Origin of the sequence: Gracilinema caldarium (assembly GCF_029265695.1) — a bacterium.
GTDB lineage: Bacteria > Spirochaetota > Spirochaetia > Treponematales > Breznakiellaceae > Gracilinema > Gracilinema caldarium_A.
Map to the genome: position 1 here is coordinate 53190 of NZ_JAJUHW010000001.1, position 18564 is coordinate 71753.

General features: G+C 48.0%; 14 protein-coding genes. 8 read left to right on the top strand and 6 right to left on the bottom strand.

Translation table 11 applies throughout. From position 1 onward, the window contains the following. Positions 1 to 29: 29 nt before the first annotated feature. The gene (locus Q7P68_RS00235; protein WP_304221316.1) at positions 30 to 296 is read right to left on the bottom strand and encodes a co-chaperone GroES; all 267 of its coding nucleotides are present in this window, start codon (positions 294 to 296) and stop codon (positions 30 to 32) included. A gap of 149 nt (positions 297 to 445) precedes the next feature. On the opposite strand from Q7P68_RS00235, the gene Q7P68_RS00240 reads away from it, so the two are divergent. Both Q7P68_RS00240 and Q7P68_RS00245 read left to right on the top strand, forming a co-directional pair. Further along, positions 446 to 1144: a hypothetical protein gene (locus Q7P68_RS00240; RefSeq protein ID WP_304221319.1), complete on the top strand. Its 699-nt coding sequence runs from the start codon at positions 446 to 448 to the stop codon at positions 1142 to 1144. A gap of 241 nt (positions 1145 to 1385) precedes the next feature. Next, positions 1386 to 2270 carry a sigma-70 family RNA polymerase sigma factor gene (locus tag Q7P68_RS00245; RefSeq protein ID WP_304221321.1) on the top strand — a complete coding sequence of 295 codons (885 nt, stop codon included), beginning with the start codon at positions 1386 to 1388 and terminating at the stop codon, positions 2268 to 2270. Between the two features lie 66 nt (positions 2271 to 2336). On the opposite strand, the gene asnA is transcribed toward Q7P68_RS00245, so the two are convergent. Beyond that, a complete protein-coding gene (gene asnA / locus Q7P68_RS00250) occupies positions 2337 to 3371 on the bottom strand; it encodes an aspartate--ammonia ligase (protein WP_304221323.1) in 1035 nt (344 codons plus the stop codon). A gap of 90 nt (positions 3372 to 3461) precedes the next feature. Beyond that, positions 3462 to 4865, bottom strand: a complete 1404-nt coding sequence (locus tag Q7P68_RS00255; RefSeq protein ID WP_304221326.1) for an aminotransferase-like domain-containing protein — start codon at positions 4863 to 4865, stop codon at positions 3462 to 3464. A 77-nt stretch (positions 4866 to 4942) separates the two neighbouring features. Between Q7P68_RS00255 and pdxS the strand changes: the two genes are divergently transcribed. The 3 genes from pdxS (at position 4943) to Q7P68_RS00270 (ending at position 8283) form a co-directional block, all read left to right on the top strand. Then, positions 4943 to 5821: a pyridoxal 5'-phosphate synthase lyase subunit PdxS gene (pdxS, locus tag Q7P68_RS00260; protein ID WP_304221328.1), complete on the top strand. Its 879-nt coding sequence runs from the start codon at positions 4943 to 4945 to the stop codon at positions 5819 to 5821. Continuing rightward, positions 5821 to 6408 (top strand): pyridoxal 5'-phosphate synthase glutaminase subunit PdxT, encoded by a 588-nt coding sequence (gene pdxT / locus Q7P68_RS00265; RefSeq protein WP_304221331.1) that lies wholly within the window; start codon positions 5821 to 5823, stop codon positions 6406 to 6408. The genes pdxS and pdxT overlap by 1 nt, the downstream gene beginning before the upstream one ends. Positions 6409 to 6525: 117 nt before the next feature. After that, on the top strand, positions 6526 to 8283 hold the full coding sequence (locus Q7P68_RS00270) for a sensor histidine kinase (RefSeq protein WP_304221333.1): 1758 nt from the start codon (positions 6526 to 6528) through the stop codon (positions 8281 to 8283). Here Q7P68_RS00270 and recG read toward each other — a convergent pair. Beyond that, positions 8268 to 10370 carry an ATP-dependent DNA helicase RecG gene (gene recG / locus Q7P68_RS00275; RefSeq protein WP_304221336.1) on the bottom strand — a complete coding sequence of 701 codons (2103 nt, stop codon included), beginning with the start codon at positions 10368 to 10370 and terminating at the stop codon, positions 8268 to 8270. The genes Q7P68_RS00270 and recG overlap by 16 nt on opposite strands. Before the next feature lie 21 nt (positions 10371 to 10391). Continuing rightward, entirely contained in the window at positions 10392 to 10982 is a 591-nt protein-coding gene (locus tag Q7P68_RS00280) for a YggT family protein (RefSeq protein WP_304221338.1), read from the bottom strand. Positions 10983 to 11100: 118 nt separating this feature from the next. Here Q7P68_RS00280 and Q7P68_RS00285 point away from each other — a divergent pair, with 118 nt between their 5' ends. Further along, a complete protein-coding gene (locus Q7P68_RS00285; RefSeq protein WP_304221341.1) occupies positions 11101 to 12348 on the top strand; it encodes a response regulator in 1248 nt (415 codons plus the stop codon). 54 nt (positions 12349 to 12402) lie between these two features. Here Q7P68_RS00285 and dnaE read toward each other — a convergent pair whose 3' ends face one another. Next, on the bottom strand, positions 12403 to 15831 hold the full coding sequence (gene dnaE / locus Q7P68_RS00290) for a DNA polymerase III subunit alpha (RefSeq protein WP_304221343.1): 3429 nt from the start codon (positions 15829 to 15831) through the stop codon (positions 12403 to 12405). Positions 15832 to 15877: 46 nt separating this feature from the next. Here dnaE and Q7P68_RS00295 point away from each other — a divergent pair, with 46 nt between their 5' ends. Next, positions 15878 to 16948 carry a LacI family DNA-binding transcriptional regulator gene (locus Q7P68_RS00295; protein ID WP_304221346.1) on the top strand — a complete coding sequence of 357 codons (1071 nt, stop codon included), beginning with the start codon at positions 15878 to 15880 and terminating at the stop codon, positions 16946 to 16948. A 230-nt stretch (positions 16949 to 17178) separates the two neighbouring features. Further along, complete coding sequence (locus Q7P68_RS00300; protein WP_304221350.1) at positions 17179 to 18525, top strand: pyridoxal phosphate-dependent aminotransferase; 1347 nt, start codon at positions 17179 to 17181, stop codon at positions 18523 to 18525. Positions 18526 to 18564 lie beyond the last annotated feature (39 nt).

Sequence of the window (18564 nt, forward strand, 5' to 3'; positions counted from 1 at the left end):
TAGTACCACTTTTAAAAGTCAGTTGCTTACTATTCGATAATGGCAATGATATCGGACATTTTCAGAATAAGGTATTCAACACCATCAACCTTAATCTGGGTGCCGGCATATTTGTCATACATGACCTTCTGCCCCACAGCTACTTTGATAATATCCTTGTTATCACCAATAGCGGTAACGACACCGGTCTGGGTCTTTTCTTGGGCAGTATCGGGAATAATGATACCCCCAGCAGTTTTGGATTCGGTTTTTTCAAGCTTTACCATGACACGGTCGTCTAAGGGTTTTACAGTCATATAATTCCTCCTGAGGTACAGATATTGTTGTAGTAATGGATATTACGATTTAAATATACGGAAAAAGACCAGCAAAGGTCAACAAAAATCGGCGGTAACTTGAATTTGCTTATTAAGAAAATTATTGGTATCTTATCCTTGTGGTGAGTATGAAAGACTGGTTTGGACCCTTTGAACGGGGCCGAAAAGCCCTGGCAAAACATAAAACAGCCTATGCAATTAAGGAATTCAAGAAAGCTGCAGAACTCTGTCCGGTCCGGGCATCTAAAGAGTTGGCTCGAATCCTTTATTACCTTGGACTCGCATTGGACCGTTCTGGTCAGCCAGGCCTGGCGACGAAAAGCTGGGTAAATGCCAGAAAGCTCGTTCGTTCTGGTCCCTTTGTGTCTTTGTATTCACGGTGGATTAACGGCTATGGCATGCGGAAAAGCGAAAAACCAATCTTGGATGATTACCGGGCGTTTCAGTCTGTACAGGTCTTCAGATATTTAAGTAAACGGGGATCAGGACGATTTTGCTCCGAAGCTGAACGGGATGTAGTCTATGCAGTAATAGACGATGCCTGGAAACTTATATCGAAAAGTAAGGTGCTTTATTCCCTTTCGTGTACTGAAAAATTAGCAATTTTTAGGAAAGCTAAGTTAGATTTTCCCTACCTGTACATAGAAGATGTTTTCCAAACCGATTGTGATCCTGTAATAGGTAATTTTAGGCAAAAACATTCAGTCTCTTCTGTTCGCTTAACCGATGACGATCCCTGTTCCTGCGGTTCAGGGCTGCCCCGCAGAATGTGCTGCGGAAGGCTCTATTCGTGTACAGAACAGGAGTATGCCAACCCAAGGCACTAGATGTCTAAAAATGTGTCATTAGGAACCAATAATTTACGAAATTTCAGGCCCTGTATCATTTAGACCCACATTTTTGCATGCCGTTGCAAATAATGCTATCCATTTCTGTTGTGCACCGAAATCTGCATTCATTTAAGTATTTATCATATAAATAGATATTTAAAATATTTTTGATGCTTTTTGTTTCTTATTGCTTGGCATGATAATTGCTAAATATATGTACCTATTCAGGAGGTACAATATGACCGCTACAAAAAAAACAGCTCTTTCAAAACAGTCAAAAAAGGAAACCATGAACGATGAAAATGTTCTTTCCATATACCTCAAAGAAATAAACAAGATTCCCCTCTTGACCAGAGAAGAGGAAGATGCAATAGCCCGTGCTGCAGCTAAGGGCGACAAGGCTGCCAGGGACAAGCTTGCCGCTGCCAATCTGCGCTTTGTGGTTAATGTGGCTAAAAAGTATCAGAATCAGGGCCTATCTCTTTCGGATTTAATCAGCGAAGGCAATATTGGGCTTTTGAATGCCATTGAACGGTACGATGTGGATAAGGGGTATCACTTTATATCCTATGCGGTATGGTGGATAAGGCAGGCAATCCTTAAAGCGATTTGCGAAAAATCCCGTATGATCCGGCTGCCCCTAAATCGGGCCAATGAACTTGTACAGATTGAAAAGACCCGCAAGGTACTCCAGGGCGGGGCATCAAGCGATGCGGAAATTAACGAGGTTGCCCGGCTGCTTGATATGGATCCTTCACATGTGGCGGATCTCATCAATATAAGCCGTGACCTGGTGTCCTTAGAAAGTCCAGTGTATACCGAAAAAGATTCTTCTATTTTGGGCGATTTCCTGGAAGATACGACCTACAAAGCTCCGGAAGATGCGGCGATCGAGTCTGCATTACGGGAAGACATTGAAATGGTGCTTCAGACCCTTTCAGAAAAGGAAGCGGAAATCATTCGGTACCGCTTTGGTCTTAACGGAACGGCTCCCATGTCCCTCAAAGAAATCGGGGAAAGGTTTCATCTTACTAAAGAAAGGATTCGGCAGATTGAAAAAAAAGCCCTTAAAAGGCTCCAGCATCCTGCACGGAAACAGTATCTGGAAAGTTACGTAGCATAAGCTCCGGTGAGTTTGAATTAAGCAGGGGGATGACCAAGAACCATACACGGACATCCCCCTTTTATTTTACATGAGGTGTACACCCTGTTTTTTGCAGAGATCTAAAGTTTCCTGGGGCCAGACCGAAGCCTGTACTTCTCCGATATGGGCCTTGCGCAAAAAGAACATACAGAGCCGGGATTGGCCGATTCCGCCACCGATCGTCTGGGGGAATTCGCCCGCTAAGAGCCGGCTGTGCCAGTACAGTTTAGTACGGTCTTCTGTGTTTGTCAGTGCAAGCTGGCGTTTCATGCTTTCCGCATCTACCCGGATACCCATGGATGAAAGTTCAAGCGAATCCTGACGCACCGGATCCCAGACTATAATATCACCGTTTAAGCCCGCAGTCCCATCTTCGGCGATGGTAGTCCAGTCATCATAGTCGGGAGCCCGGCCTCCATGTATGGTCCCATCGGATAGCTTGCCGCCGATACCGATGATAAAAATGGCGCCGTATTCCCGTGCCAGTTCCCGTTCCCGCTCCTGGGGACTCAGTTTGGGGTACCGGCGGAGGGCTTCTTCTGAGTGAATAAAGGTAATATGTTCAGGAAGGACCGGCGTTATTTCTTCGTAGTGCTCACTGACTACAAATTCGGTACGTTTTAGCACTTCGTAGATTTTTTCTACTATCTTTTTTAGAAACGCCCGGTTCCGCTGGCCTTGTTTCATCACCAGTTCCCAGTCCCACTGATCAACGTATATGGAATGGATTGCATCAATGTCATCATCGGGACGCAGGGCATTCATGTCTGTATATAGGCCGGTTCCTTCCTTGTAGCCGTAATCAGCCAGCGCCATGCGTTTCCATTTTGCGAGAGACTGGACAACTTCCATCTCCTTGTCTCCAAGGTTTTTAACAGGGAATCGCACCGGTCGTTCTATACCATTGAGGTCATCATTGATACCCGAACCACGGGGTACAAAGAGGGGAGAGGTTACCCGGGATAGCTGCAGTTCCGCGGAAAGGTTGCGTTCAAAAAAATCTTTTACAAGCTTAATTGCCTGTTCGGTCTGTTTAAGACTTAATAAGGGTTTATAGTTTTTGGGCAGAATCTCTGGCATGTAAGTACTCCTTGGGCTCTACTGTACCAGTTGGGGCTAAGGGCCGCAATAGAGCAATATAAAAACCTAATGCCCACTGAAAGGCCAAGTTTACTTTTCTCCTGCAATACCTTTCATAATCAAAGAAAGCCGGTAGATTGATTCATCGATAGAGCGCGGTTCAATACAGACATAGCTCAGGCGGATGTGGGACTCATCATGAAAAGCCTCTCCGCTTGTGATCCGGATCCCCTGTTCCAGGGCTTTGTAATATAATGCGGTGCTTTTAAATTCTGGAGGGAGTCTTACCCAGAGGTGCAGTCCTCCGTCGCAGAAATGGGCGGTACAGCCTAAGGGTTCCAGGTGTGTTTGCACCGCCTGGTACATAATATTATGCAAGTCTCGGAAATGTACACGCAATTCTTCCATGCGGCTTTTGTGGTAATTCCGCTGCAAATAGAGATCCACCGTCCGCTGCATAAAGCCATCGGTGGCAATGTCGGAACTGCGTTTTGCCTGTTCATACAGGGACTGCAAGGCTGGGGGAATAATCAGAAGCCCAAGCCTGAGCCCGGGGAATAAAACCTTGGAAAAACCTCGGACATAGAGTACCCGGTTATTTTTATCTATCGATTTGAGGGTAATCGGCTGAGGAGGCTGATGAAAATAGAGATCCGATAGGAGGTCATCTTCTAAAATATAAAAATCGTATTGATCTGCCAATTCAAGTAGCCGATGCAGTCTTTCTGCACTCCAGCTATAGGTCGTGGGGGTCTGGAAACGGCTCTGTATATACAAAAGCCGCGGCCTTGTATGTATCAGTCGTTGTTCCAGGACTTCCATATCCATGCCCTCTTCGTGGATTTCTAAGGAAATAGTATCCGCAGCGCGGGACCAGAATGCCCCGAGGGCACCCCGATAGGTGGGCTGTTCTACAATGACCCGATCTCCAGGATGCAAAAGTGCCTTGGCGGTGAGATCTATACCCTGTTGGGCACCGGATACGACCCAGATAGTGGAAGGATCAGCCTGAATCTGCAGCGTTTCTGCCGCATAACGGGAGAGGGTCTTGCGGAATGGTTCCCACCCCGCAATGTTTTGGTATTCAAAGGCCCACCCCGCATCACGCTCAATGACTTCCAGGACGATTTCCTTAAATTGTTCCACCGGAAACATGTCAGGCGAGGGGGTTCCCGCAGCCAGGTCTATTAATGGCCCTTCTTTTGCATGAAATAATGGTTCTGTATATTCAGCCTCGATTGGAGACCGTTTTCGCTGAGCGTACACGCCGCTTCCCGGCCGAGACCGGACCCAGCCTTCCTGTTCAAGAATGCGGTATGCAGCCACGGCGGTCGCAGGATTTACCTGCAGAGCCCGGGATAGCCGGCGGATAGAGGGAAGCCGTTCCCCATCTATGACGTCTCCCCGGTGTATCGCTTGTCTGAGCCGGTCTGCGAGCTGCAGATACAAGGGTGTTTCGCTGTTGGCATCGAATACCAGGGCGCCGTAATTCATATTCCTCCCAACTGTATCGGTACTGTATTGACAGTTACTGTTTATTGGATACATATTCTATCCAGGGAGTGAACAAAATGGAAGACAGATTTGCGATTAATCGAGACTTGGCCCGTATGCTTAAGGGCGGAGTTATTATGGATGTGGTCAATGTGGAACAGGCTAAAATTGCCGAAGCTGCAGGGGCCGTGGCAGTAATGGCCCTGGAGCGGGTTCCCTCAGATATTCGAAAACAGGGCGGTGTGGCCCGGATGAGCGATCCAGCCATGATTACGGAGATTAAAAATGCGGTCAGTATTCCGGTTATGGCAAAATGCCGGATCGGACACTTTATAGAAGCGAGAATTCTTGAGGCCCTGGGTATCGATTATATTGATGAAAGTGAAGTGCTTACCCCGGCCGATGAGTCATATCATATCGATAAAAAGGCTTTCCGTATTCCCTTTGTGTGCGGTGCCCGGGATCTGGGCGAGGCCCTCAGGCGTATTGGCGAAGGGGCTGCCATGATCCGGACCAAGGGCGAAGCCGGCACGGGCAACGTGGTTGAGGCTGTGCGTCATTTACGAACCGTGAACGACGGCATCCGCCGGCTTCAGGGCCTGCCACGGGAAGAGCTTATGACTGCCGCCAAAGAACTGGGGGCCCCCTATGACCTGGTCTGCTACGTGGCCGAGAACGGAAAGCTTCCGGTAGTTAACTTTGCTGCTGGCGGCGTTGCAACGCCGGCGGATGCCGCCCTGATGATGGCCCTTGGGGCTGACGGGGTTTTTGTAGGCTCTGGTATCTTTAAGTCTGCGGATCCCGAAAAGCGGGCAAAGGCTATTGTTAAGGCCGTAACCTACTGGCAGGATGCTCAGGTGCTCGCGGAGGTTTCCGCAGGGCTGGGAGAACCCATGTCCGGCATTGATCTCCGGGACCTGGCTCCCCAGGAACGACTTGCGGAGCGGGGCTGGTAATGGTGCGGATTGGGGTTTTAGCCCTGCAGGGCGGGGTGGCCGAACATGCGGATATGCTCGCCCGCATTCCCGGTGTGGAGCCGGTTTGGGTTCGAACCGCCGCGGATTTAGAGTCCACCGATGCCCTCATTATTCCCGGCGGTGAAAGTACCGCGGTGGGGACTATCCTGGCCCATGATCCGCGGGGACAGGCATTGCGGGAACTCCTAGTTACCCGAATACAAAAGGGCTTCCCAGTGTGGGGTACCTGTATGGGGGCCATACTCCTTGCCCGCAATATCAGAAACGATCACCGGCGGCACCTGGCGGTAATGGATATCGAGGTTCATCGAAATGCCTATGGGAGTCAGCTGGACAGTTTTACCGTTTCTGAACCAATCGAAGGACTCGAGGGCGGCCCCTTCCCCATGGTTTTTATCCGGGCTCCGGTTATATCTGATGTTGGCGCGAGGGTTCAGGTGCTTGCCCGTCATGGAGGACAGATTGTGGCTTGCAGGCAGCAGAACCTATTGGCATCGACCTTTCATCCTGAGCTTACCGAGGATGATCGGTTTCACCGCTATTTTGTCTCCTTTGTAAAAAATTAATTGTAATACTAGTTCCGCACGAGCATCGGGTCTGTGCGGAATTCGCGGAACTAGTGGAACTTTTAAAAAGCAGCTTGAAATTTGCCTTTTTCATTGTTATCTGTAATAGTTAAACCAATGAAAACTATAAAAAATCGAAAAGTAGGTACCTTTACTATTATCCTCCTTATGCTATTCTTTTCGATTTTTATACCCCTTTCGCTTACTTTGGTGTTGTGGCGTGTCATGTACTGGGGGTCAACAACGAGAGCCCTTGGCCTCTCGCAAATCGAAAGCACCTTGAACGGGGCTACCCAGCTTTTAAACATGTACAGCCCCCTTACCGGAGGCATCCCCGATACCGAAGGCTTTGCCCAGCTTAAACGACTTCTCAACGGTCCTATTGTCAGTTTCCGTTTTGGCCCATTTACGCCAGAAGATTTACAGATTTTTTTGCAGGATTTTTTAGAGACAAAATCTCTATGTGTATCTGATACACACATTCTTGATGATTCTGGCCGGGAAATAGGGAAGCAAAATCCCAGCGGAGAGTGGGTACTGACCGCAGCTCATTGGGTGAGCAAGGGGGCATATAAATGGGACTCTCTTTTGGAGGAGCAGCGCCGGCGCTATGCAAATGCAAAAAATTATGTACAAGTTTCCCGGGATATTTCTAAGGCCGTGGTAAGGCTCGGCAACAGCGGTTACCTTTGGGCCATCAGTGCGGCAACGAACCCGGATATGCATTGTTTTGAACTAATTCATCCCCAATTGGAAGGAATTGATATAACTTACAGCACGAATAGCAAAAAGATAAGGGTAGGTTTTGAAATCGCATCCCTCAGGGGCTTGTTATTAAGCCCAGAGGCAGACAAAATTGCCTCCATGAGCGATATTGTTCGCTTTGATTACAGTTGGAAAAATCCGGAAGATCTGAAGGAACGGAGCAAAATAGTCCTCATGAGGTATATAAAAAGTCATAATTTTGTTCTCGCAGCGGGCTTGTACGAAAATGAGTACTTTATGCCAGCCCAGGCTGCTGAACAGCTTTTTATATTCCTTATCTTTTCTATGGCAGTTCTTGTGTTTGCCTTCATGTTCTTGTTCTTTCGGAAAATTGCCCGGAGCCTTGTAGTTCTGTCTAATTATGCTGAAATGACTGCCCGATCCGATGGCACGATTCATCGGCTTTCACCTACTGGCTTCCGTGAAATGGACAAGCTTTCTGAAAGCTTTGCTAGAATGGAAGAGGAGATCCTTAAAAGGGAGACCAATCTGGTTCACGAACTCCAGGAAAAGGATGCGCTTATCCAGGAAGTACATCATCGGGTTAAAAACAATCTTTCGGTCCTCATAAGCATGATTTCTCTGCAAATACAGCAGGTACAATCGGAAGATGCCCTTGATGCCCTTAATCAATTACAGGGCCGGGTCAATTCTATGGCGTTGGTGTACCAACAGCTATTTGGAGCTAATCAATATACACACCTTCCTTTTGATGAATACGTTCGGGGCATACTTGCCTATTACCAGAGCGGATATAACGGAGGAAGGATCGAGCGGAAAGAATCTCTGAATCATTGCGAAATTGAACTAGAACGGGCAGTCCCGTTGGGACTCATTGTAAACGAACTTGTATCCAACGCATTTACCCACGGTATTCCGCATAATCGTTTACCCAAGATAGAAATAGGTCTTACAACTCATGACAAGGGGATAGAGTTTTTTGTGGAAGACAATGGCAATGGGTACCAGAATCATGACAAAGAAAAAACAGGAATGCTTTTAGTTCGGGCCCTCTGTACACAATTAAAGGCTGAGCTTCTTATTGAAAGTCCATTAGATGCAGAGGGTGGCTGTCGGGTAACGGTTAAGGTTCCCTACAAGGCAACCTGAGCAAATGGCGGGGCCCGTTCCAAAACCTGTCGAATAACCAGATGTTCTGGAGCAAGGAGCCCCGGATCCCGTTCTAGGATACCAAAAGCCTCTTCCCGGACTACTTCGAGCAGCGATGAATCCTCTACGGGATCTGCAAGACCGAGATTAATATAGCCCGATTGTACTGTTCCTGCGATGTGTCCGGGACCCCGCAGTTTAAGATCCTCTTCTGCAATAGTAAAACCGTCGCTATATTCTAACATTATCTTAAGACGCTGCTTCCCGTCCCCAGTAAGCCGATCGCTATAAACTAAAAAACAATAGGATTGATCCTGTCCCCGGCCGACACGGCCCCGAAGCTGGTGAAGCGCAGAAAGGCCAAAACGTTCAGCATGTTCTATTACCATACAGGTCGCATTTGGGACATCAACACCGACTTCGACAACGCTGGTAGCAACAAGAATATGTATGTCTCCTGTGCGGAAGGCTGTCATGGTTTTGCGTTTTTCATCTTCGTCGATCCGGGAATGTACCAGGGCTACGCGGTACTCTGGAAAAATTGATGATGCGAGTCTCTTTGCCATGGCCTGGGCGTTTTTTATGTTTCCACTGTCCTGTGAGTCTTCATCTCCTTCGATAAGGGGATAGACAAAATAGGCCTGATGGCCTGCGGCGAGTTCTTGTCGAACAAAGTCATAGACTTTTTTTTCGTTAGGCTGCTTAGCCAAATGGGTTTTTACGGTTTTACGGCCCGGTGGTACATCTTTTATGACCGAAACATCCAGGTCCCCAAACACGGTCAATGCCAAGGTTCGAGGAATGGGCGTAGCGCTCATCATAAGGAGGTCCGGATGGTCTCCTTTAGCCATAATGGCACTCCGCTGGAGGACCCCGAAACGGTGCTGTTCATCGATAATGACAAGTCTGAGCTTGTGGTAGCGGACATCTGCGGAAAAGAGGGTATGGGTGCCGATTACGATATGTATGTGGCCTGCTGCTAAAGCTTTAAGGAGGGCGCTGCGGCCCGCTGCCTTGATATTTCCCGTTAAAAAGGCCACTGAAATACCGAGGGGCTCCAAGAGCCGCGCGGCATTTTCCGCATGCTGGCGGGCTAGTAGTTCCGTCGGTACTAGTATAGCTGTCTGGCCGCCATATTCTAGGGCCCGAAGGGCCGCCATAAACGAAACAAGTGTTTTGCCGGATCCCACGTCTCCCTGTAATAGCCGCGCCATTGGATGAGGGCCTGACATATCCTGATTGATTTCATGTATGGCATTCAATTGGCCGCCGGTCAGTTTAAATGGGAGCCGCTCTGCCAGGCGCTGCTGCAATGGGCTTAGTCCTAGGCTTTGTCTATTGTCGAGATTTGGCAATGCTGGCTCCTGCCGCCTGCATTCTTGGCGCCGTTCCAAAGCTCTGCGACCAATAAGTACTTCAAGATAAAAGAGTTCTTCGAATTTGATGCGCCGTACTGCTGCTTCCAGTTCATCTCGGCTTTTAGGGAAGTGAATAGCATGCAGGGCTGCACTTTTAGACAATAGTCCATATTTTTTAAGAACCGGCTCCGGCAGTTCTTCTTCCAGATTTTTTCCGTATATGTGGAGTGCCTGATACATGAGCCGACGTAGTATTTTTTGAGATAACCCAGCACTGAGCGGATAGATTGGCAGAAATGGAAACTCTATGGAAGTGCGTGCCTGTTCAGCATTTTCTATTTCAAAATTGGTCGATTGAAGACACCCATACCTATAGGAGAATTGTCCTAAAATAATATATTGTTTTCCGACAACCAGTTGTTTTTCGAGGAATGGGCGATTAAAACAGATAAGCTCTGCTCGACCTGTTTCATCTTCAATATGGACTTTGAGGGTCTTTTTAGGATAACCGAACCATTCATGGGCGAGCACCCGGGCGATAGTATAGACCTGTCGTTCCTGGTTCCACTGGGAAAGGCTTACAAAATGGCTGCGGTCTTCCCAGTCCCGGGGAAAATAACTCAAGAGAGCGGCAATATCGGAAATACCGAGCCGTGCTAAAATTTGGCTGGTCTGAGATCCTGCCCCTTTGAGTGTGTTGATGGAAGCCCTTAGCTCGTTAAGAAACAACGTGATTCCTTACAACAAAATTTAAAAGGGGAGCCGCACCAACAGGTTGGAAATAAGACTTACCAGTATGCCTCCTGCAATACGGATGGCAAGGAGTACGATGACGGTGGTTAAAATGCCTGTTTTGTAAGTGACAAGCCGATCACGGAATATAAGGCGGTTTACCCGATATAGAAGCGGTTTTGAGAGAGCGTCCACAGAACGCCAGATTGGGTGGACATTATTGCTTCCAAGTATATAGGCAATTAACCTCACGACAAGTATTACTATAAAGAAACTGATTACAAAGGCAACGGCGGACCAGATGCTGGAAAGGAGCATGGACAGGATGATCCCTACGGTAATACGGCCGTAGACTGCAATGGTTAAAAAAATATTGTTCGCTAAAGCAAGCACCGCGAGGGCCGCTAGGGGAGAAAAATCGAGCTGTTCTGTACGCAGCTGGGGAAAACGGCGAAACCAGTTTAAATATGGATCGGTGACCCTGCTTATTAGGTCCGCTGAGCGTCCCAGCGAAAGGGGGCTGTCAAACCAGCTGAGCATGATTCTTAAAAAGAGGAGAATCATATAGACAGTGGTGATTGAAGCCAGTATCCGCATCAGTATTCCCATAGATCCCTCCTAAGCCAATTCTGTACTCATTAGCATACTAAAAGGCTTCCCATTAGTCGAGGCCCTTCTTTTCAGTAGACAAAAAATACTTTATATTTGAGCCAAAGAGGGTAGGCACATGTTGCAGATATTACATATTGATAGAAGTGAGTTATTCAGAAAAGTAATGCAGGAAATTATCCTCCGATGTGGTCACACCGTTCATAGTGTGGCTTCGAAAAAAGAAGCCCTTACATATCTCTCATCGAATATGGTTGATCTTGTCATTACAGCTTTGGAATTTGACGATGGAGACGCGGAATCTTTTATAATTGATATGCCCCAATCGGCTAAAAAAGAAATTCCCGTTGTGGTGGTAACCTCCAGTGATTCCTTGGAATTGCGGGAGCGCCTTTTTAGTCTAGGCGTGGTTGATTATATTCTTAAATCAGACGTTAACGAAGAGCATTTTAAGCATTTCTTTGCTACCCTTTCTGCGGAGGACGAACTATCCCGCTTTATGCGGGACATGAAGGTAGCCATATTGGATGATTCTCCAATCATACTCAAGGTTGTTCATCGCATTCTTGATATGAACGGTTTCCAGTTTATGGATTTTTTTGGTACACCCCAGGAATTGCTTAAAAGCGGTAAAAACTATGATTTGTATCTTATCGATATGGTGCTTCCCGAATTGACCGGCGACAAGGTTATAAAGGAACTCCGTTCTATGCAGCCAAATGCTATCATTATTAGTATGTCCCAGTTTACCGGAGAAAAATCGATTTCAACGGTGCTCATGGCTGGGGCCGATGACTATATCCATAAGCCCTTTGATGCTGCGTCTCTTTTGTCCCGGATAAAGATCAATGTACGGTCCTATCAATATAAAAAACGGCTGGAACTCATGGCGGTTACTGACGGGCTTACGGGACTGTACAACCACCGGTTTATTTTTGAAAGATTGGAAGAGGAAACAGCTAAAGTGAGCCGTTATGGCCGGCCCTTATCTGTCATTATGCTGGACATCGATAATTTTAAACGGGTGAACGATACTTTTGGTCACCGTACAGGAGACGAGGTTATCCAATCGGTTGCCAATTCGATTATAGCGAATATCCGCAAAACTGATGTGGCGGGCCGCTATGGTGGAGAAGAATTCCTGGTGCTGCTTCCCGAAACTGACCTTAAAGCTGCCCAGGTAGTGGCAGAAAAGATAAGAAGTACCGTGAACCAGCTCAGTTTTGCTACCTCTGCCTTGTCCGTGACTATATCTGCTGGCGTAGCCGAAGCTGAGAAGGGCGAAACCTTCGAAGCTCTTATTACTCGGGTAGATACAAAACTCTATCAAGCAAAGCGGAACGGAAAAAACAGGGTAGAAGGTTAAAGGCTCGCTGATAAAGGTTTATACCTTTGTCAGCGTCTTGCATCTCATAGGCTTTTATTCCCGCCAGACCTCCGCAACACCGGGCAGCATACCTATCGATTCCAGCGCCCATGAATCGGCGCCGCTTGTAATCTGTGTTGCGGTCCGCACGACCGATTCACCACCGGGAACCGGAATGTGAATAAAAACCGAACAGGGGCCAGAGTGTTCAAAGAGGTGGTCCCGCAGGGGATATAGATTCTCTTCCCGTGTACAGACTTCAGTTTTAAGCCGTATGTGAATTTCCCGGTATGATTTTTCGGTGAGGTTTTGGATATCCAGCATTTCATTGACAATAAAGCTTATTTTTTCGCCCCGGGAACGGTCTACCTTGCCTTTCAGGGCTACGATTTCATCAATATGAAGCTTGTCCTTGTATTTTTCCCATGCGTCGGAAAAGAGGGTCAGGTCTATTTGTCCCTTAAAGTCCGCAAGGGAAGAAAAGCCCATCCATTTCCCATTTTTGGACTGGTAGGGACGCAAGGACTTGATTTGCCCGAGGATAACATATTCCTTGTCGGGGCTGGAACGTTCCGGATGGGATAGATCTAGGCTTACCGACCGTTCCCAGGTCTGCCGGTAGTCATCCATGGGATGGCCTGAAAAATAAAAACCGATGAGTTCCTTTTCTATGGCAAGCTGTTCCTGTTTGTCCCAGTCAGGCGCAGGCTCAAACTCAAAATCGGGATATTCTTTTTCGCCGGAGTCTTCGAAAAGGCTCGACTGGCCGAATTTCTTGTCTTCCTTTTTGTTTTGGGCATATTCGACTGCCCGTTCCAGGTTAGCAAGGAGGGTGGGCCGGCTTTGGCCGAGCCTGTCAAAGGCTCCGGTCTTTATAAGCAGCTCTATGACCTTTTTACCAACCGTTTTAATATCTACCCGGTCTAAAAAGTCCATAAAGGTGCTATAGGGGCCGTCTTTTGCGCGTTGGCCTATGATTTCATCCGCCGCCGCGTCTCCCAAGCCCTTAATGCCTAAAAGACCGTAAATTATTTTGCCGTCCACAACAGTAAAATATTTTTCTGAACGGTTGATGTCCGGCGGTTCTATGGTAAGCCCCATGCGGCGGCTTTCATCAATATATTCGGGAAGCTTGTCCGTGCTGGTGATTTCGTTGGTAAGGTTGGCCGCCATGAATTCGGCAGGGAAGTTGGCTTTTAGATAGGCTGTCCGGTAGGCGACTAACGAGTAGGCCGCAGCGTGGCTCTTGTTAAAGCCGTAGCCTGCAAAGGGAACCAAGATCTCGAAGATCCGGTCTGCATCGGCTTCGGAAAAGCCCCTCTTTTTTGCCCCTTCAATGAACCGGGCTTTTTCCTTGACCATGACATCGGCCTTCTTTTTTCCCATGGCCCGTCTCAGCAGGTCCGCTTGGCCAAGGCTGTAACCGCCAATGATCTGGGCTACCTGCATAACCTGTTCCTGGTAAACGATGACGCCGTAGGTTTCCTTAAGGATCCCTTCCAGACAGGGATCGGGATATTCGATCGGCCTGCGGCCCCATTTTGAATCGACAAACTGGGGGATGTAGGCCATGGGACCTGGCCGGTACAGGGCGTTCAAGGCAATGAGGTCCTCTATTTTGTTCGGTTTTGCCTGTTTCAGGATGCTCTGCATGCCTGAGGATTCGAACTGGAATACGCAGGTGCTTTGGCCCTCTCCAAGGAGCTTATAGGTAGCTGGATCGGTTTCGCTGACTTTATCCGCATCAAAATCGGCATATATTCCGCCACGCTTACGGATCAGGTCCTGGGTGTTTTTTATGAGAGTCAGTGTTTTAAGTCCCAGAAAGTCCATTTTTACCAGTCCGCATTCCTCAATCTGGTCCATGGTAAACTGGGTTGCGACGGTGCCGGTTTTAGCATCCCGGTAGAGGGGCACATAGTCGGTAAGCTCGGTCTTTCCGATGACGATACCTGCCGCATGGAGACTTGAGTGCCTGTTTTTGTTTTCCAGCCGTTTAGCTATGGCAAAAAGTTCCTGGTATTTGGGATCCTCCGCAAGTTTTGCCAGCTCAGGCTCCTGTTCCATAGCTTTAGCCAGGGTCATTTTGGGATCCTCAGGGATAAGCTTGGCGATACGGTTGGCCTCTTCCAGGGGAATATCCAGCGCTCGGGCTACATCTTTTATGACCGCCTTAGCTTTGAGGGTTCCAAAGGTGATAATCTGCCCGACCCGTTCCCGGCCATATTTCCGTGTTACATAGTCGATAACCTCTCCCCGCCGTTCGAAGCAAAAGTCTACGTCAAAGTCTGGCATGGATACCCGTTCGGGGTTTAGGAAACGCTCAAAGAGGAGGTTGTACTTAAGGGGATCTATGTCGGTAATCCGCATGGCATAGGCGACAATAGAGCCTGCACCTGAACCGCGTCCGGGACCGACGGGAATGTCATGTTCCTTTGCCCAGTTAATAAAGTCCGCCACTATGAGAAAGTAGCCGACGAAGTCCATTTTTATGATGATATCCAGTTCGTAGTCGGCCCGCTGCCGAATTTCTTCGGTAATTTCCGCATAGCGTTTTTTAAGTCCCTCGTAGGTCAGGTGCCTGATATAATCCGCTCCATTGGTAAAGGGCGGGGGAAGTTCAAAATCGGGAAGCAGCGGTCCGGGGAGGGGGATGCTGGTATGGCACCGTTCGGCGATACGGACCGTGTTCAGTATAGCTTCGGGATATTCCGGAAAGAGGGCTGCCATTTCATCGCCGCTTTTAAGGTAAAACTCACTTGTTTCAAAGCGCATACGGCTCAGTTCGTTCCGTTTTTTATTAGTCGAGATACATAAGAGTATGTCCTGGGCTACCGAATCTTCTTTATCGAGGTAATGGATATCGTTGGTTACCACGAGGGGAATACCGGTCCGTTTTGATAGGTTTACAAGGAGTGGATTTACCTTTTTCTGTTCCGGCAGGCCATGGTCCTGGAGTTCCAAATAAAAGTTGTCATCCCCCAGGATTTCCCGGAGTCTCCTGGCCCGCTGCAGGGCTTCCTGGGCTTTTCCTTCCAGAAGGAGGCTGGGAATTTCGCCCCCTAGACAGGCAGAAAGGCCAATGAGTCCCTCATGGTATTTAACCAGTAGTTCCTCGTCTATCCGAGGTTTATAATAAAATCCTTCGGTATAGGAAAAGGATGACAGCTTCATCAGGTTCCGGTAGCCCGTTTCACTCGTTGCCAAGAGCACTAGGTGGTAGTATTTATTGCCTGTTTCGGATCCTTTTTTATCGAAGCGGGAACCGGTGGTCATATAAAATTCACTGCCGATAATGGGGTGTATCTCTGCGGCCTTGCATTCTTTAAAAAACTTGAGGGCGCCGAACATATTGCCGTGGTCTGTTAAGGCCAGGTGTTTCATACCCAGGGCCTTTGCCTTAGTGATAAGACTTTTTACCGAGGCCGCTCCATCTAAAAGAGAATAGTCCGAATGGACATGGAGGTGAACAAAATCAGTCATAGATACCCTATTGTAACGGCGAAAAGACCACATCTCAAGGGGTAAAATGATTGCAATCGATTACGTTCGGTTGTATGATAGGATGACCATGGTTACCATCTACGATATTGCCAAAATTACCGGGTACTCTGCTCCGACCGTGTCGAAAGCGCTGAACAACCAGAGCGATATTGGGCAAAAAACGAAGGAAAAGATATTAAAGGTTGCCAAAGAATTGGGTTATGTTCCCAATTCAAGCGCTAAGGGGCTTGTAACAAAAAAATCCTGGCTTATCGGTCTTATCTACGAAGAAGATGACATGGGCATTGGTATAGAACATCCGCTTTTCTCCACCATTATAAATGCCTTTAAGCAGGAAATGGAATCAGAAGGTTATGAGCTCATTTTTATAGCCAGAAACTTAGGAGGCAAAAGGATGAGCCTCCTGGAACATTGCCGATACCGGCAGGTTGACGGGGTCTTGGTGGTGAACGTGGATGCCAAAGATGAAGAAGTGAGGGATGTCACGAACAGCAACATTCCCTGTATATCATCCAACATTGTTTTCCCTGAAATCGCGACTGTAACTTCAGAAAATATTAAGCCCGCGGTGGAGGCGGTTCAGTATTTGTACAAATTAGGGCATAGGCTGATTGCCCATATTGCTGGTCCTCAGGATTCAATCGCTGCAGCAGGCTATGAGCGGCTTGAAGGCTATAAGGCTGGCCTCTTATCGCGACATCTCCCGATTCGGGATGAATTTATCATTATTTCCGAATACTGGAACGGCGAATCGGGTTACAAGGCCATGATGGATTTATGGCGCCGAAATGAAAAACCGACGGCCATTTTCTGCGCCAGTGATATTATGGCCATGGGGGTCATGAATGCCTGTCATGATCTGGGATTAAGAATACCAGAGGATATTTCTATTATCAGTTTTGATGACAATCTGTGGGCGAGCTTCTCCCATCCTCCCCTCACTACCTTCCGGCAAGACAGGCAGGCCATCGGAAGGAAAGCTGCAGAACTTATGAAACTGTTGCTGAACGGTGAAAAAGTACCCTCCCGGGTGCTCATTCCGGTACAGCTAATAGAACGTGATAGCTGTGCCCCGCCACATGGTGTGCGCACTTGACAGAAAGTGAAATTTCATGCAAAATAATAGTATGTTTATACAGTTTTGTATGACCAATTCTATTAGTCTCGCAGCAGCAGCCGCTATCCCGGAGGATCGCGGTTAGCTGATACCACAACATATCAGAGCCGTGGTCCTCCAGGGTGGGGATTGCGGCTTTTTTTATGTCCATAGAGGACATCGAGAAGACCATCCCCATACATGGAAAACTTCGGCCCAAAGGAGTTTGTATGAGAAGGGATATTGTGCATCCGGGGGCTGGTCAGTTGCGCTACGAAATCCGCGAAATAGTGTCCTTTGCCCGTGAGTTAGGTCGGTGGAATGTACCCATTACCTGGGAAAACATCGGAGATCCGGTTAAAAAGGGCGAACCCGTGGCTGAGTGGATTAAAGACATTGTTCGCCGCAGGGTAATGGAGGACCTTTCCTATGCTTATTCGGATACCGAAGGTGTCCGTGAAACCAGGGAATTTCTTGCTGGCTTAGCCAATCAGCGATCTCTCTTAAATCCCCTGGGAGCTATGGAATGTTCTGCAGCACCGCTAGTGGCAGAGGACATTATCTTTTTTAACGGCCTTGGAGATGCGGTTGCCAAGGTATTCGGATTCTTGCGCCGGGAAGCCCGTGTGTTAGGGCCCTCGCCGGCCTATTCCACCCTGTCCTCCGCAGAAGCAGCCCACTCTGGCTACGATCACCTCACCTACCGGCTCGATCCAGAAAACAACTGGATGCCTGACCTGGAGGATGTGGAACTTAAGGTAAAATACAATGATGCCATTGCGGGGCTTTTGCTTATCAACCCTGACAATCCGACCGGTGCGGTGTATCCGGTAGAGGTGCTTACAAAACTTGTCGCCATTGCAAAAAAATATGGCCTTTTTATCATCGCCGATGAAACCTATGCAAATATTGTGTTTCCCGGCAATAAGACAGCTGCCCTTTCACAGGTCATTGGGGATGTTCCGGGGCTAGCCCTCAGGTCTATTTCCAAGGAAGTGCCTTGGCCTGGAGCCCGTTCAGGCTGGATTGAGGTGTATAACAAAAATGTGGATCCCCAGTTTTCCCGTTATGTTCAGAGTCTTGTGGATTCCAAACGGCTCGAAGTCTGCTCCACCACCTTGCCCCAGTTATGTATTCCGGACATTATGGGGGACAGTCGGTATTCTTCTCATCTTGAACGCCGGGCTCAGATGTTTGCCGAACGGGCCGACGAGGCAGAGGATGCTTTTGCTTCGGTTAGGGGCTTACGGCTCATAAAACCCCGGGGTGCCCTTTATGCAACGGCCCTCTTCGATACAAAACAGTTCTTTGATGGGAAAGAAGCTATGAGGCGCCTTCCGGTAGCAGACAAGGGGCTCGAAGATTTTATAACCGAGCGAACTAAAAACGTAGCGCCGGACAAACGATTTGTGTATTGGCTGCTTGCTGCGACGGGTATTTGCGTGGTTCCTCTTTCCGGCTTTGTGAGCGAGCTTCCGGGCTTTCGTTTTACCCTTCTTGAACAGGATAAGAAGAAGCGTACATGGATCTATAAAACTCTGGCGGAAAAGGCGGAAGAATACCTAGGAAGTATTTAGGCTCTCAGGCTTACTAATTCGGCTCTTTACTGGATATTA

Bases quoted from the DNA above. Each gene is read 5' to 3' on its own strand.
- Q7P68_RS00235 (WP_304221316.1), bottom strand. From the start codon at position 296: ATGACTGTAAAACCCTTAGACGACCGTGTCATGGTAAAGCTTGAAAAA.
- Q7P68_RS00240 (WP_304221319.1), top strand. From the start codon at position 446: ATGAAAGACTGGTTTGGACCCTTTGAACGGGGCCGAAAAGCCCTGGCA.
- Q7P68_RS00245 (WP_304221321.1), top strand. From the start codon at position 1,386: ATGACCGCTACAAAAAAAACAGCTCTTTCAAAACAGTCAAAAAAGGAA.
- asnA (WP_304221323.1), bottom strand. From the start codon at position 3,371: ATGCCAGAGATTCTGCCCAAAAACTATAAACCCTTATTAAGTCTTAAA.
- Q7P68_RS00255 (WP_304221326.1), bottom strand. From the start codon at position 4,865: ATGAATTACGGCGCCCTGGTATTCGATGCCAACAGCGAAACACCCTTG.
- pdxS (WP_304221328.1), top strand. From the start codon at position 4,943: ATGGAAGACAGATTTGCGATTAATCGAGACTTGGCCCGTATGCTTAAG.
- pdxT (WP_304221331.1), top strand. From the start codon at position 5,821: ATGGTGCGGATTGGGGTTTTAGCCCTGCAGGGCGGGGTGGCCGAACAT.
- Q7P68_RS00270 (WP_304221333.1), top strand. From the start codon at position 6,526: ATGAAAACTATAAAAAATCGAAAAGTAGGTACCTTTACTATTATCCTC.
- Q7P68_RS00280 (WP_304221338.1), bottom strand. From the start codon at position 10,982: ATGGGAATACTGATGCGGATACTGGCTTCAATCACCACTGTCTATATG.
- Q7P68_RS00285 (WP_304221341.1), top strand. From the start codon at position 11,101: ATGTTGCAGATATTACATATTGATAGAAGTGAGTTATTCAGAAAAGTA.
- dnaE (WP_304221343.1), bottom strand. From the start codon at position 15,831: ATGACTGATTTTGTTCACCTCCATGTCCATTCGGACTATTCTCTTTTA.
- Q7P68_RS00295 (WP_304221346.1), top strand. From the start codon at position 15,878: ATGATTGCAATCGATTACGTTCGGTTGTATGATAGGATGACCATGGTT.
- Q7P68_RS00300 (WP_304221350.1), top strand. From the start codon at position 17,179: ATGAGAAGGGATATTGTGCATCCGGGGGCTGGTCAGTTGCGCTACGAA.